The organism is Pontibacter sp. E15-1, from assembly GCF_022601975.1.
In the GTDB taxonomy this organism is placed as follows: Bacteria; Bacteroidota; Bacteroidia; order Cytophagales; family Hymenobacteraceae; genus Pontibacter.
In genome coordinates this window covers 152588-168535 of the sequence record NZ_JAKVIR010000004.1, presented here as the reverse complement: position 1 = coordinate 168535, position 15948 = coordinate 152588, and the positions used below count along the sequence as shown (strand labels likewise).

10 protein-coding genes are annotated in these 15948 nt (G+C 56.2%); all 10 read right to left on the bottom strand.

The genetic code is table 11. The annotated features are described in order from the left end of the window. Positions 1 to 165: 165 nt before the first annotated feature. The 10 genes from MKJ04_RS04345 to MKJ04_RS04300 all read right to left on the bottom strand — a co-directional run bounded on the left by MKJ04_RS04345 (position 166) and on the right by MKJ04_RS04300 (position 15897). Positions 166 to 2358 (bottom strand): PQQ-binding-like beta-propeller repeat protein, encoded by a 2193-nt coding sequence (locus tag MKJ04_RS04345; RefSeq protein WP_241639686.1) that lies wholly within the window; start codon positions 2356 to 2358, stop codon positions 166 to 168. Positions 2359 to 2721: 363 nt separating this feature from the next. Next, positions 2722 to 3150, bottom strand: a complete 429-nt coding sequence (locus MKJ04_RS04340; RefSeq protein WP_241639684.1) for a nuclear transport factor 2 family protein — start codon at positions 3148 to 3150, stop codon at positions 2722 to 2724. Between the two features lie 96 nt (positions 3151 to 3246). Further along, the gene (locus tag MKJ04_RS04335; protein WP_241639759.1) at positions 3247 to 4368 is read right to left on the bottom strand and encodes a bile acid:sodium symporter family protein; all 1122 of its coding nucleotides are present in this window, start codon (positions 4366 to 4368) and stop codon (positions 3247 to 3249) included. A gap of 272 nt (positions 4369 to 4640) precedes the next feature. Then, a complete protein-coding gene (locus tag MKJ04_RS04330; protein ID WP_241639683.1) occupies positions 4641 to 6140 on the bottom strand; it encodes a mandelate racemase/muconate lactonizing enzyme family protein in 1500 nt (499 codons plus the stop codon). Between the two features lie 59 nt (positions 6141 to 6199). Beyond that, positions 6200 to 7129 carry an RraA family protein gene (locus MKJ04_RS04325; protein WP_241639682.1) on the bottom strand — a complete coding sequence of 310 codons (930 nt, stop codon included), beginning with the start codon at positions 7127 to 7129 and terminating at the stop codon, positions 6200 to 6202. A gap of 68 nt (positions 7130 to 7197) precedes the next feature. Next, the gene (locus MKJ04_RS04320; protein ID WP_241639681.1) at positions 7198 to 8481 is read right to left on the bottom strand and encodes a mandelate racemase/muconate lactonizing enzyme family protein; all 1284 of its coding nucleotides are present in this window, start codon (positions 8479 to 8481) and stop codon (positions 7198 to 7200) included. A gap of 30 nt (positions 8482 to 8511) precedes the next feature. Beyond that, positions 8512 to 9462, bottom strand: coding sequence for an RraA family protein (locus MKJ04_RS04315; RefSeq protein ID WP_241639680.1), 951 nt, complete (start codon positions 9460 to 9462; stop codon positions 8512 to 8514). 232 nt (positions 9463 to 9694) lie between these two features. Further along, a complete protein-coding gene (locus MKJ04_RS04310; protein ID WP_241639679.1) occupies positions 9695 to 11269 on the bottom strand; it encodes a SusD/RagB family nutrient-binding outer membrane lipoprotein in 1575 nt (524 codons plus the stop codon). 20 nt (positions 11270 to 11289) lie between these two features. After that, a complete protein-coding gene (locus tag MKJ04_RS04305) occupies positions 11290 to 14748 on the bottom strand; it encodes a SusC/RagA family TonB-linked outer membrane protein (protein WP_241639678.1) in 3459 nt (1152 codons plus the stop codon). Positions 14749 to 14865: 117 nt separating this feature from the next. Continuing rightward, a complete protein-coding gene (locus MKJ04_RS04300) occupies positions 14866 to 15897 on the bottom strand; it encodes a FecR family protein (RefSeq protein WP_241639677.1) in 1032 nt (343 codons plus the stop codon). Positions 15898 to 15948: the final 51 nt, after the last annotated feature.

The window sequence follows — 15948 nt, the reverse complement described above, 5'->3', positions numbered from 1 at the left end:
TTAAGCGGATCGGCGATGCATTCATATCAAAAGGCGTCCTATTTTATACAGCCAATAAAGCCACGAACTGCTGACAAGCTGCGTTCAGAAAGCCAGACAACATCTCCATTAACAACCAGAAAACCATGAAAAACACAAAAACAGGTTTCTACCACATCCCCATACCTAAGGCAAGGCAAAAGCGACGTAGGAGCCGCCCGGCTTCAGGCCATACCTGCTTCCGCCGGCGGCGATCACGATGTATTGCTTGCCTTCGGCCATATAGGTCATGGGCGTGGCGAAGCCGCCTGCCGGCAACTTGTACTCCCATACCACCTTGCCCGTGTCTTTGTCGAATGCCCTTATTTTCTCGTCGGCGGTGGCGGCGATGAAAATCAGGCCGCCGGCAGTTACAATCGGGCCGCCGTAGTTCTCGGTGCCGGTTTGCGGGATGCCCTGTTTGGTGAGTTCCTCAAACTCCCCCAACGGCACGCGCCAAAGATACTCGCCCGTGTTCAGGTCGATGGCGTTGAGCGTGCCCCAGGGTGGCTTCACTGCCGGATAGCCGTTCTGGTCCAGAAACTTCTTATAGCCATTGTTGATGTAAGGCGGCATATAGGGGAAATCTGCGTCTGGATTGGCGGCGGCTGTGGGCACGGCACTGTGAAAGTCATTTGATGCGGGCGCGGGTGGCTTGGCCTCGGTGTCCAGCAGAAAGTTTACGATGATCTCCCGGTCGTTGGCAGACATGTGCTGGAAAGAAGGCATCCGGCCTCGCCCTGTCTTCACCACAGTGGCAATCTGCTCCTTCGTGAGCCGTTTGTGCACACCCACCAGGTTGGGGAATGCCTCACTGCCTTTCCGGTCGGTGCCGTGGCAGGGCGCGCAGTTGTTCGCATAGATTACTTTGCCCGGCGAACCGCTGCCATCAGAAAGCGTGGTGGGCAGCATCTTCAGGTCATACGGCGACTCGTTGGCGTTCTGGTATAGGATGCCATCGGGCGATGCCGCGTTTCCACCCCACTCGGCCCCTCCGCCAATGCCAAAGATAAAGGAGCCCTGCGTGCTCGGAGCGAGGTATTTACTGCCATGCCGGCTGGCCAGAAACCGTTCTTTCACATAAGCGTGCGCCTCCGGCGAGATGTCCGTCAGGTCGGCCTCTGTGAACTCCTGCCGCGAAAAAGGGGCTGGCTTGGTGGGGATGGGCTGCGTGGGCCAGAGCTTTTCGCCCGGCAGGGCACCGTGTGTGGGCACCGGCACTTCTTCCACCGGAAACAAGGGCTCGCCGGTATCCCGGTTCAGCACAAACAAGAGGCCGTCTTTGGTGGCCGCGGCCAGGGCGTCTACCTTTTTTCCGTTGTGGTTTACCGTCACCAGGTTGGGCGGACAGGGCATGTCGCGGTCCCATACATCGTGGTGCTGCGTCTGGAAGTGCCAGAGCCGCTTGCCCGTTTCGGCATCGAGGGCCAGCACACAGTTCGCAAACAGGTTTTTGCCGTGCCGGTTGCCACCGTAAAAATCGAAGGCCGCCGACCCGGTGCCGGTATACACCACACCGCGCTTTACATCGGCCACCATCCCCCCCCAGGCATTGGCGCCGCCCACCCGCTTGTAGGCATCTTTTGGCCAGGTGTCATACCCATACTCGCCCGGTTGCGGAATGGTATGGAACACCCAGCGCAACTTTCCGGTGCGCACATCAAACGCCCGGATATACCCCGGCGCCGCGTCGCCATACTCCGATACCCGCGACCCTATGATCAGCAGGTCTTTGTAGATGACGCCCGGTGTGGTCACGTCCACCGTCAGGTCGCGCACGTCGTGGCCAAACGTCTCTTTGTCGCCCAGGCCTTCGTGCAGACTCACCTCCCCCTTTTCTCCGAAGCCCGCCACCAACTCGCCCGTGGCGGCATGGAGGGCATACAGCGTCGGGCCTGCGGTATATAAAATACGCTTGTCGTCGCCGTCTTCCCAGTAAAGCACGCCCCGGTTCGGGTGATACCGCTCGCTTTTGTCTTTGAAAGGATCAAACGTCCATACCTCCTCGCCGGTGGTGGCGCGCACGCCAAAAAGCCTCAGCTTGGGTGAGGTGGCGTATACCATACCATTGGCCATAATGGGTTGGCACTGGATGTTGATGCCGCGCTCTTCGGGATTGTTGTTTTCCCCGGTATCGTAGGTCCAGGCTACCTGCAGCTGCTGCACATTGCCTTTGTTGATCTGGGTGAGGGGCGAATAGCGGTTACCGGCAGCGTTACCCCCGTAAGCTGGCCAATCCTGTTGCAGTGCGGCTGTGTCGTTCTCCTTTTCCGTGGATTGGCAGCCCCAGAGCACCTGCAGGCACAACGCCATCGCAAGGTATTTCAGCGTAAGGTTCATGTGTTTTTTTGATTTTTACAGAAAGACATGGCCTCCTGAGAAACAGCCTTCTCAGAAAGGATATTTATACATGTGCGCCTGAGCAAGGAGCCGTGAGAACGAGCAATAAAGTAAGAAACCGGTGGCTGCAGCAGGTATACATTTGCTTTGCATACAATGCATCGAAAGGCACCGGACGGGGTTGCCGCCGCTGTTTACATCCTTAGTTGCCATACCATCCCTGCCCGAATACAGCGGCTGGTTTGTAAAATCGACATAGTCGTGATGCTGATATGTGCAGTCAATGCTATACACAAAAGGCTATACACAAAAGCTTAAGCCACCACTACTTCAGACCTGCCTTTGTCCGCTATTTTGCAGGCACTATAGCTTAAAGGCCTGCCGGGCCAACAGCTTCCACTGCCCTTTCTGTTTTTGCCAAACCAGCATATTCCCGATTTTGATTCTCACGGGGGTACCGTTATTGGTGGCTTCCGAGGAAAAAACATGCCGTACGATGGCCGTGTTGCCCGCCAGCAAAATCGACTGGTCGCTCGCCGCTATCGTAAGAAAATCAAAGGCGCCGTCCACCACGTCATCTACAAAAGCTACTTTGTCCTGCACTTTGCCGCTGGAGTGCCCATAACTCAACTCCCCGGCCGTTAGCTGATTCAGCTGGCTTCTGTCGGCGCTGACCATCGCCTGGTTAAATTTTTCGACTGCGGCGGCTACCGCAGCCTCCTCTTTCGATTGCGCATTGGCGGCAACCGCCAGGAGAAGAAGGCATAGGAATGGAACAAGAAATTTATTCATGACGCTGTTTTTTGGGAGATCAAACTATTCTCATTGTTATAAAACTCATACCGCCACACCGACGGCGCAGAACCTGCGCACCCATACATAAAATGGTTAGCGCTGCACTAGCTCGGCCTCATCTGTGTCCACCATTTCATCATACTCTCCGGCCGGTGGTCGGCGGTGCCAGTAAGAGGCCAGAATGGAACCGGTGATGTTCATCAGCGGACCGAAAACAGCCGGAGCCAGCCCGACAGTGGCAATCTTTCCCATACCCTTGGCGATACCCGACGCCAGCCCGCCATTCTGCATTCCCACTTCGATGGCGATCGTGCGGCAATCCCGCTCATTCATCCGGAACAGGCGGCCTGCCCAGTAACCGAGGGTATACCCGGCCAGGTTGTGCACCAACACCAACGCAATCAGCAGCCCGCCTATTTCCAGCAGGCTGTCGCGGCCGGCGGCAGTAATGATCACGATAATGAAGGCAATCCCGAACATCGATACCAGCGGCATGGCATCGTCCAGCCACTTGGCTTTTCCGCGCAGCAGCTTGTTAAACAAGAGCCCCGCCCCGATCGGCAGGATCACCATCTTCACGATGTCCCACATCATGTCCAGAATGTTGATTTCGATGAAGGCGCCAGCCAGCAGGCTCATGAGCAAAGGCGTGAACAAGGGAGCTAGCAGCGTGGTGATGGCCGTGATGGTAATGGACAGGGCCAGGTTGGCTTTCGCCAGGTAATTCATCACGTTGGAGGCCAAACCACTGGGCGAGCAGCCGATCAGGATGATACCGGCGGCAATCTCCGGGCTGAAACCGCTCACGCTGGCCAGGGCAAACCCCAGAAAAGGCATGATGCTGAACTGGCAGAGGATACCGATAATCACGCCTTTGGGCATGCGGGCCACCCCGATAAAATCCTGCACGCTCATCGATGTGCCCATACCGAACATGATCAGCTGGATAAGCGGCGTGATGAGCACGGCAAACTGGAAGCCGCCTGCCTCCACAAAGTAGCCCGGGTAGTAGAGCGCCATCGTAACCGCCGCAAAAATCATAACCGTGTAAGAGAAGCCCCGCAGGTGCGCATACCCCCGAAAAGCCACTGCCAGCGCGGCAAAGAAGGCGATGAAAAATGGCCCCGCCTGCGCAATGCTGCTGCGCAGCGTAAGCGCAAGGCCAACTACGAGGCAAGCCGCCGCCAGGCCCAATGCAATTTTGGATAGGTTAATTTGTTTCAAAGTACTATGTGTTTAAATGAAGAAGTTGAGACCTCTCTGAAAACTGGAGTATACCTCCCCGCAAAAAACTATCGCTTCCTGCAGGGAGGTTAAAGGCTCTTAGAGCATGTTTAAATTTCGTTTTTGGAAGCGAAAATTGTTCAGGAAGGGTTCTGGCGAAGCGTTTTTCGAGCCGCATAGCAGCGCTATGGGGTGATAAAAAGGCGAAGTCAGGTTCCTTTATGAACAATTTGCAGCCCAAAAGATGAATTTTAAACATGCTCTTAGCTAAACACTCTGTCGTGCGACCGTTTTTCGTCCCAGTCTTTGGTAGGCGCAAAGAAGCTTTTGTCGCGCGGGTGCAGATGCTTTTTCACCACGTCTTCGTTCAGCTCGATGCCCAGACCCGGCGCATCCAGCGGCACATTGGCAAAGCCTTTCGTAATCATGGGGCGGCCGTCTGTGGTTTTCACCAGGTCTTCCCACCAAGGCAAGTCCACGGAGTGATGCTCCAGGGCCAGGAAGTTTTGCGTGGCAGCGGCACAATGCACGTTGGCCATAAACGAGACTGGCGTGCCAGCCTGGTGCATCGCCATCGCAATACCATTTTCTTCGGCATAGTCAGCGATTTTCTTCGTCTCCAGAAGGCCTCCGGAGCTGGCCAGGTCTGGGTGGATGATATCCACGGCGCGCTGATCGATCAGGGGCTTGAAGTTTTTGAGGAGGTAAATGTCTTCGCCGGTTGTGAGCGGCGTTTCCAGCGCGTCCGACATCGTTTTCCACTGGTCCGTCAGCTCCCACGACACAATATCCTCCAGCCAGGCCAGCCGGTACTTATCGAGCGCCTTGCCCAAGCGGATCCCCTCATTCATACCGAAATGCCCGTAGTGGTCGGTGGAGAGCGGAATGTCATACCCTATCAGCTTGCGGGTGTTCTCCACTATATTCGCCAGATGGTCCAGGCCCTTCTCCGTGATTTGGATCTGTGTGAAAGGATGCGCCGTGTTTCCGTAGGACATGTAATTGCTCTGATCGCCCCACTGTGCCAGGCTGCCCTGGGCATTCTCCCAGAATTTGGAGTTTACCACCGTGCCGGGTATGCCTTTCAGCTCCCCGATCGACACGTCCATCTTCAGCCAGGTATACCCCTGATCCTTCACGCGGTAGTTTATCAGTTTTGCCTGCTCCTCCGGGGAGGCAGCCTCCGGCGTATCGGCATACAGCCTTACTTTATCACGGTACCGGCCGCCCAACAGCTGCCAGGCCGGCACGTTGTAGGCTTTTCCGCACAAATCCCAGAGCGCCATCTCTACACCGCATACCCCGCCCGCCTGCCGCGACGGGCCGCCAAACTGCTTGATGGACTTGAATATCTGCTCCACGTTACACGGATTTTGGCCTAAGATGCGGCTCTTGAGCATCAGCGCGTACCGTGGGTCCGCGCCGTCCCGCACTTCGCCCAATCCATATATGCCCTGGTTCGTGTCGATCCGGATGATGGCTGTGCCTCCCAGCACCGACGTTAAAGCGTAGCGCAGGTCCGTTATTTTCAGGTCCGATGGCTTTGAGTCGCGTTTCACTTTAGAGGTCGTCTGGGCCAGGGTGTCCTCGATCGACATACCCAGAAAGCCGCCCAGCGCTATACCGCCCAAGGCCGACTTTTTCAGGAAATCGCGGCGGTTGTCTTTGGTAGCGGGGTTATTGATCTCCGCCTGCCGTGCTGCCGCGTCTGCTGCTTCCTGTGTTTTATTGGCTGCAATAATTTGCTGTAAGATGCTTTTCATGATACTGATGTTTATGGTACAGATGATAAATCAGATAATTCTCAATCAGGGAGCTGGCACTACCACGTTCTGTTCTTCATGTATTCATCCAGCTCGTTGCGGCTCATGGGGAGGTCTTTTCTCGCTTTGGTCCACTGCACAAAATCGTTTTTGATTTTGTCGTTCCACTTGCTGTCCACCTCGCCGGGGGTATACTTGCCCTCGCGCAAGCGTTGGTGCCCAAACTCATCCCGCAGGGCGATGAACTCCGCATTGATCACCAGCTCTTCCACCAGGTGCGAGGGGATGAACACGGTGCCCGCTTTCTTGGCCAGCACGACATCGCCCGGCAAAACGGTGGCACGGCCAATCCGGATGGGTACGTTGATGCCGCTTAGCATCATTTGCTGTATATAGGAAGGGTCCTGGCCCTTGATCCAGCCGTTGAAGCCCTTGATCTCGCTCAGCCCTTCCACATCGCGCACAGAGCCGTAAAAAATAACCCCGCGCTTCGACTTGGCATAGATGGAGTTGCCGAGGTTGTCGCCGATCAGGGTGCCATCCACGATTTTGCCATAGCCGTCGGCCACGTAGATATCGCCCTCCTTCAGCACGTCAATCGGCCAGGAGTTGGTGCCCCCGGCCTGACTGCGGCCTTCTGCTTTTCCTTTTTCTTTGAACACCTTCTCCATGTCGGGGCGCAGCGGCATATACTGCGCGGTGACCACGCGGCCCGTCATGGTGCTGTCCGGATGTATGACCATCCATTCGCCTTCGTATTGGTTCTGATACCCTTTGTTACGAAGCACTCCCCAGGCTTCTTCAATCGAGATGTTCTTCAATCTTTTCAGGTATTCGTCCGACACCTTGGGCCTTCCGTCGGGGTAGCGTTCGCCTTTCCACTCCGAAGTGAGTATTTTGATCTGATCGGGAGTAGGAGTAACCTGCTGCGCGGTTGCCATAAAGCCGGACAATAGGAAAACGGCCATCCATGTTAAATTTTTCTTCATGTAAGTTGCTATTAAGTATTACAAAAATTATATACCTGCCAAAAAACTGTTAAAAGGGAAGCCAAGGCTTACACAAAGAATGGATACCCCTTCGTCGCGTACTTTTTCATACCCTCTTCGTTTATCTCGACCCCTATACCCGGCTTATTCGAAACCACAATGTGCCCATCCACGGTCATAGGGCCGTCGAAGGTCACGATCTCTTTGAACATCGGGTCGGTATGGAAGTAGAGCTGCCACTCCATGATGGCGAAGTTCGGCACCGATGCGCACACGTGGCTGGAGGCCATGGCCGCCAGGTAAGAGCCCACCATATGCGGCGAAAACGGCACATAATACAGGTTGGCCAGGTTGGCGATGCGCTGGGCCTCGCCTAACCCGCCCGCTTTCTGCAGGTCAGGCATAATCATATCGGCGGCGCCTATCTCTAGCAGGCGGCGGAAGCCGTGGGCCAGGTATAGGTTTTCGCCCACACAGATCGGCGTGCTGGTGGAGTCGGTGATCAGCTTGAGGGCATCCACGTTCTCGGCCGGAACCGGCTCTTCCAGAAACATCAGGTTCAGTGGCTCCATCAGTTTGGCGACGCGGTGGCCGGTGGTGGCATCGTAGCGGCCGTGCATGTCCACACAAATATCGATGTGCGGCCCAACCGCGGCCCGCACGGCGGCAATCTGGTTATACATGCGCTCCAGCTCTGCCGGGCTGGCCGTCCAGTTATAGTGGTCATACTTGTTGGGGTCGTTGGCTTCGTCTATGTCGAACTTTACAGCGGTATAGCCCCTTTTCACCACATCCTTGGCCGCCTCTCCATACATTTCGGGCGTTGGGTTTTTTGCCCGGTATGCGGCGGTGTCGCAGTATAACCGCACCTTGTCGCGGAACTTGCCGCCCAGCAACTGGTACACGGGCACGCCCAGCGCTTTGCCGGTTAAATCCCAAAGGGCAGTCTCCACCGCAGTCAGCACGGCCACATACATGCCCGACTGGGCCCCTTCAAAAAAGCCTGCCTTCCGGACGTCCTCAAAAATGCGGTGCACATTCAGCGGGCTTTTCCCTTTGATGCGCTCCCCAAACATCTTCACCAATTGGTAGGTGCCGGGTGTCGCGTCTACCGCCTCGCCGCAGCCCCATACCCCCTGGTTGGTGTGCACTTTCACAAAGAGGCTGTGCCCGTTGCGGATGTAAGCGGCCTTGATGTCGGTAATCTTCAGGTCCGATGGGCTGGAGGCCTTCGGTGCCTTGTCCACTGCCGCCTCCAGCTCATGCCCAAACGTGGACATCAGGGTAAAACTAGCCAGGCCAGCCATACTGCCTTTGGTCAAAAATGATCTTCTGGATTGATTATTCGCCATGTTTTCTTCGTTTATGATGTCGTGGTGCACTTACCAGGTGCGGGTTTTTAATAACTCCTGAATCTGCTCCTTCGGAACCGGCAATTCATTCACGTGGTCGTTCAGCCATTTCGAGAAATCCTTCTCAATGTCCGCTGACCAGCGGTTATCGATCTGGCCTGCCGTGTATTTCTGCTCGCGCAGGCGCTGGTGCCCGAACATGTCGCGCAGCCGCACAACTTCTGAGGTTTTCACTACCTTCTCCGCCAGGTGCGGGGGTATAAAGCTCACGCCGCCATCGCGGCCCAACACTATGTCGCCCGGCATCACCAGCACGGTGCCTATCCGCGTGGGCTTGTTAATCCCGATCAGCGTGGTGTTCAGCTCGCCGTCCGGGTTGTTCAGGTGATGCGAGGGGTGATAGCTTCTGACAAAGGAGGTAAAGGAGCCCAGCTCTTTGAGGCCGGCAATGTCGCGGATGGCCCCTTCGTACACGATGCCGTTGCCGGATTTGGCGTAAATGGAGTTCGCCAGGTTATCGCCGATGGTTGGCCCGTCTACGTGCGCCCCAAACTGGTCCACGACGTACACATCGCCTTTCACCAGCAGATCGATCGGCCAGGAGTTCTGGGATTTGATGCGGCCGTCTTTGCCGTGGCCTTTTTTGTCGATCACACGGTGGATATCCGGCCGCCCGGGCATAAACGTGGCTGTGAGCGCCCGCCCCACCAGCACGCTGTCCGGGTTAACCACCAGCCAGCCCTCGGCATACTGGTATTTGTAGTTTTCGCCTTTCATCACCGACCAGGCTTCTTCGTGCGTCACCAGCTTCATTCTCCGGATAATAGCATCCGGCACCTTGGGCCGCCCGTCCGGGAAGCGCTCGCCTTTCCACTCAGGCGTGAGAAAAAGCATCTCCTCCCGCGAAATCTGCTGTGCTACCGAAACAGTGGACAAGCCAAGGCATAACATCAGGAAAGAGTATAGGTAAATCTTCTTCATACAATAGTTTATTTGTATTTCATGTGGAGAAGGCCACAAGCCAACGGCAATACCCGAGGCTCAGGATTCAGGGTCTTTTTATAGTTTTCTGTCCGTGACTGGGCATAGTGCTTCCATTGCCGCTGGAGGGCACGGTGGAAAGAGGGCAAAGCCTTACTCACAAAACTTTACCCTCTAAAATCAACCACTGTTTGCACTGAAAAAAAGTCACTCCACTGGGTATGGAAGCCTGCTACTGCGCATCCCAGAAGACCCGGGTACCCAGCGTGTTTCCGCCCATTCTTGCGATGGCCGCTTCTACATTAGTCGTGTTCACCGACCGTTCGCGGAGCGGATAGGTTAACCTCCGGATAAAGCCGTCGCCGGTAGCGTTGACGGAAGGATCCTGCCCCGGATAATTGATCGGCTGTAAGGTGGGGTAACCGCTTCTGCGGAAATTGGACCAGGCCTCCTGAAACTGCAGGAACGAGGCCACCCAGTACTGTTCGTTGATTTGCTCCAGGGCGCGGGCAGGGTCATACGCCACTTCGGGCTCCTGCAGGTAAGCGTCTACCTGGCTCGCTGAGATATCGATGGTGGAGCTTTCCGTGTCACCGCTGTAAGCTTCCATTTGCTGCATGTGCGCCCGGATACCCGCCTCGTAATACTCCTGCGCCATGGCCTCTCCCCCCGCGATATACCCCCGGTGGGCGGCTTCGGCCATGAGCAGCGAGGTCTGCGCATAGGTCACCACAAATTCCGGACGGTCGAGGCGCAGCACTGTTCTGCGGTTCAGCTGCGAGTAGGCGAAGGCAGAGCCAATTTTACCCGGAAAGCCCGGTGCGGTGGCAATCGTGGTTTCGTCATACCCATAGGGCATCCCCTGCTGATCTTCCGGATTTGTATTTTCCGCGCCTGCGGTCGCCAACGGGTTCACCGGGTTCTCATACTTCACCGCAATGTACCTTAGCCGCGGGTCGTTGGTGTTTTGCAGGAAACTCACAAAAGGAGCGCCCACATAGTAGTTATGGCGCTCTGTGGCCTGCAACTGCGACGACATGGGGTGCGTGAAAATACCGCTGAACGGCACATAGGCATCATCGTCGGTAGAACGCATCACACCGCCCCGCGCCGGGTCAATGGCAACCGCCACGATGGATTGGGCTTTCGCCTGATCGGTTTCGGTATAGCGCATGCCGGTGCGCAGCAAAAGGGAGTTGCCGAGCTTTTTCCACTGGGCAATGTTGCCCTGGTAAAACAGGTCGCCCTGCACGATGTCGCCATCCGGGTTAAGCGCATCGGTCGCCTGCTGGTACTCCTTAATGAGATCCTCGTAGATAACCGACGCCTGCTCGTAGGTTGGCAGGTAGGTACTCTCCAGATACCCCTTTCCTGCCTCCGCGTAAGGCACATCGCCATACGTGTCCACTAACACCTGGAAACAGTAGGCGCGCCAGATGCGGGCCATGTTGTAGAGGTTGCTCCGCTCCGGGTCGTCTATGGTCTTGTCGATGATGTCCGTCAGGTTGCGGATCGACTCGGTATAAAGCGTGTTAAAGATGGGCGCGGTGTTCGTTTCGTTCACCACATTCAGGTTGCCGCCCGCCGGGTTTCCCGAAAAAGGGATCTGCACCTGCTGCACGATGGGCGCCTGATAGGTAAGCGTGTTCACGGCAGACGTCCGTTGCGCATCCGAAAACAGATACTCCGGGTTCAGCGCAGTCGGCTCTATCGGGTTGGTGTTGATCTCTTCAAAATCCTTATCGCAACTACTCGCGCCAAATAGCAGTGCAATCATTACCATCGATTTATATATGTTCTTTCTCATGATGTTGCTCATAATTGCTATTATAATTTGATGTTAATATTCACGCCATAGCTGCGGGTGGTCGGGAGCGAGTGCGCCTCGAGGCCTGCCAGGTTATCAGAAGCCGAGTACTGCGACTCCGGATCGAGGTTATCAACATATTTCTTGATCATGAGAACATTGTTGACATACGCATTGACGTTCATGCCCTTGATGAAACTGCCGGACAAGACCTTGGTCAGGTCATACCCCAGAGAGAGGGTGCGCCACCGCACAAAGCTGGCATTGTACACAAAAGGAGTGGCTATACTGAAGCTGCGCACGCCGTTGTAAAAGGTGCCAGGCAGCACGGCCGTGGTGTTCGGCTCGCCTTCGGGCGTTACGCTCGGGAAAATAACCCCTCCCTCGCGGCCATCCAACGTGGCTTTGTGCAAGCCGTGGCGGTACCAGTTAAAGTTAGAGTTGGAGATCATCTTGTGGCCTGCCTTAAAGTCGACCTGCGTAAACAGGCGGAAGCCTTTGAAATTGACGGTGTTCAGCCAGCCGCCGGTATGCGTGGGAACGGCGCTGCCGTAGGTCACGATGTTGCCGCCCAGCATTCTGCCGTCAGACGTTATCACGCGCCCCTGGTCGTCGCGCCGGAAATCCACGCCGCGCAGCGAGCCAAGCGGCAGCCCCACCTCATGCGACACGATGCCGATGTACTCGCCCGTGCCCACGTCTATCCGTTGCTGGTTATTGGCCAACTCCAGCACCTCGCTCTTGTTGTAGGTCAGGTTAAAGGCCGACTCCCAGCTGATGGTGCTGTTGCGCACCGGCATAAAGCCCAGCAGCATCTCAACACCCTGGTTGCGCAGTCTGCCCACGTTAACTTTTGTCTGTCCATACCCTGAGGCATTGGAGATATCCACATTCAGGATTTCGTCTTCGGTATTCTTGCGGTATGCGGCCAGGTCCAGGAATACCCGGTTGTCAAACAGCTTCAGTTCCAGGCCAACCTCGGCTTCTTTTATAATCAGCGGCCGCAGGTTCGGGTTGGGGCTGGTGGTGCCGGCAATGCTGCCCAGCGGCACCCCGTTCAGCGTGTTGTTGTTGAGCGAATAGAAAAGACTGTTGGTATACGGGTTGGTGTCGCCGCCTGCCTCGGCATAGGCCACGCGCAGCTTGCCAAAGCTTACCCAGGTGGGCAGCGAGCTGGCAAAGGCCTGGCTGAACACATAGCTGACACTAGCCGATGGGTATAAGTAACTGTTAGATTTTGGGTTGAGGGTGGAGAACCAGTCGTTCCGGTTTGTCAGGGTCAGGAAAAGGTACTCGCGAAAACCAAGCTCCAAGGTTCCATATAAAGAGTTTACTTTCTTTCGGAAGTAGTCGAAGCCTGGCTCTTTGATCTGCCCGTTGTTGATGGTATATAAGTCACGGACATAGAAATTTGAAACAGAGGTGCTTAACGTTTGGGAGGTCTGCTCCATGGAGTTTCCGCCGAAAGCCGCATCGATGCTAAAGTCGCCGAAGGCATGGTTCGCCCCGATCAGGAAGTCGAGGTTAAGCTCCCGGAAATTCTCCGAATCCTGGTAATAGTTCCCGTTAAAGCCAGACGGCGGAGGCGGCAGAAACGCGGTGCCGGTCGGGCGGTTCACCTCGTGGTTCACGCTAAAATAATCCTGCCCCACGCGGCCCTGCGCATACAGCCACGGCGTTAGCTCATACCGCAGCAACACATTGCCGAAGAGGCGGTCGCGCTTGCGGTTCTCGAAGCGCTCGTTCACCGACCAGTACATGTTGGTGCGGTTTGTGAAACGCGCCGGGTTTATCTCGTTGCCGGTAACCGGGTCTTTATAGGCGTCCTTCATCCAGCGGGGGTCGATGCTATTGGCCAGGGTATACAGGGTAGAGTTCACGTTGAAGTCCTGCTGCGACACAACGGGCGGGTTCTTGTTATACTCGTTGGAGTAGTTGGCATTTACCTGCGTCGAGAGTTTATCGGTCAGGTTATAAGTCAAACCCAGGTTCAGGGATCTTCTGGTAAAGCCCGACTTGGGCACGATGCCGTCGGAATCGGTGTTGGAAAAGGATACACGGAAGTTCCCTTTCTCATTTCCGCCGGCCAGCGCCACGCTGTTCTGCAGCATCAGGCCGGTACGGTAAAAGGCGTGGGTGCGGTCTTTGAAAGGCTCGTAGGGGTGCTGCTCTCCGTCTACCTGCCAGGTGGGCTGGCCATCGAAGCGCTCCCCGAAGCTCCATACCCCAGACGAGCGGGCATCGCTCACACTTTGAGGACGCTTGCCGCCTTCGCCCTGGCCGTACTCATACTGAAAATCGGTGAAGTCCAGCGCCTGATCGGCCTGCACCGTGGAGGAAACCGTTATACCTATGCCGGTTTGGTTGACACCGGACTTGGTGGTGATGATGATGACCCCGTCTTTCGCCCGGAAGCCATACAGGGCCGCTGCCGCCGCGCCTTTCAGCACCGTCATCGACTCGATATCCTCTGGGTTTATACTTTGCAGGCCATCTCCTGTGTCAGATTTCGCCTCACCGGCAAAGCCTTCGTCGGCACCGTTGCCGCGCCCCTGCGCCACGTTGTTAATCGGCACGCCGTTCACTACGATCAGCGGAGAGTTGTTGCCCCCGAACGAAGACTGCCCGCGGATCCTGATTTTGGAGGAGCCGCCCGGTCCGGTTGGCGGCGCCTGCACGTTTACCCCGGATACTTTTCCGACAAGGTTGTTCCCCACATTCGTGGACCGGCTGCTCAAAAGCGCATCCGTATCTACCGTTGTCGTGGCATAGCCCAGCTTTTTCGCTTCCCTTTTAATGCCAAGCGCGGTCACTACCACTTCCTTCAGGGCCTGTGTATCCTCCCCCAGCGTAACATTTAGTTTGCTTTGGTTGCCTACAGTCACTTCTTTGGTGGCAAACCCGATATAGGAGAACACAAGCACATCACCGGAGGAAGCGGCGATCGTAAAATTTCCGTCCACATCGGTAACGGTGCCTTTGCCGGTTCCCCTCACGGCGATACTCACACCGGGCAAGCCAATACCGTTGCTGCCTGTAACACGGCCGGTGACCGGCGCCTGCGTTTGCGCACTCAATCGGGCAGCGGGCACGCTGAACGACGATGGCTTACTGGCCTTGGCAAGCCGTATATGGATATTGTTATTGATCAGCTTAAACTCCAGCCCTGTTTCGGATCCCACCCGGTCGAGCACTTTGCTGAGCGGCTCGTTTCTGGCGTTTACTGACAGCACCTTTTTCCCTGATACTTCTTTCTCATCAAAGGTGAAGCGGAAAGGGGTCTGGTTTTCCACGCTCTTGATAAAATCCTGCAGGGAGCCTTCTTTTAGCAAGAGCGTCACCTTTGCGTTCTGCATATCGGGCAGCGGCACGTCAATATCGGCTGCGGATACGTAGAGGGTGGTAAGCAGTAGCACCAGCGTTGCCGCCAGAGCACTTGTTACCCCACCTTTTAGTAGGTAGTAAAAATTGTTTTTCATAAATTTGTGATGTTTAATGTGATTGAAACCGTTAAACAAACCCCTCTGCAAGAAAATGCGTCAACAGATTTCTTCGGGGGGAGTCTAGAGCCAGCCCTATCCCAGGGCTGGCTTTTTTCATTCCTTTGCGTGCCTCATATCCTGCTGTGATTGGTTAAACTCGATTTTCACTTTCTTTTTGGTGCGTTTGTAGGTAAAGCCCTTCACGAAGCCGATGCCCTCGAGCACCTTATCCAGCGACTCGTTGTCGTAGGCCCCGGTATAGTCCCAGGCTTTGCCGGGTTTGCCCTTGGCCTCCACCTCGATCTCCACCCCATACCACTGCTCCAGCTTGCGCACCACCTCGTCCATGTCGGCACTGCGGAAGGTGAGCACGCCCTCTTTCCAGCCCAGCACCTCGGCCCGGTCGAAGGGGGCCACGGCGAACTCCTGCGATGCCCCGTGGTAGGCGAGCTGCAGGCCCGGCGTGAGTCTGCCCAGCAGCTGCTTCCGGCCCTTTTCTGCCTGCCGCTCCACTTGCACCACCCCCGTGGCCAGCGACACAGCAATCGCCTCCTCGCCGGCCATGTACCGGATGTTGAACGAGGTGCCCAGCGCCTGGGTGGAGATTGCGCCGGTATGCACGATGAAGGGGCGCTGCCGGTCTTTGGCTACCTCGAAAAAGGCCTCCCCCTGCAGGTCGATCTCCCGCTTCTTGCCGCCAAAGCCCTTTTGGAAAGTCACTCGGCTGCCCGCGTGCAGGTGCACTACCGAGCCGTCGGGCAGGTAAACGGCCTTGCGCACACCCGGCGCGGCCTCCACCGACACGTAAGCGGCCGGCTCGGGGCGCAGGCTGTAGAGCGCCAGTCCGGCCAGCAGAAAGAGCGGCAGCAGCACGGCCGCAACCTTCAGCCAGAACCGCGGCTGCGACATATGGAGCACAGGCGTCTCGGGGGCCTCTTGCTGCGGCAGCTGCGCCTTGATCCGGCCCAGCAGGGCCTCAGCGTCGTGGGTCAGATGCGGCGTTTCGGCCTGCTCGTTCCACAGGGCGCGGAGCTCCTGCTCCTGCCCCGGCTTCAGGTTTTCGGATCGGAACCAACGCAGCACTGCCTGCGCCTCTTCTGGCGTGCATTCCCCTCTGTAGAACCGATCGAGTAAGCTATGATTCATTAATCTTGATGTGAGTGTTTATATATAGATTACACACAACTAAAGCGCTGC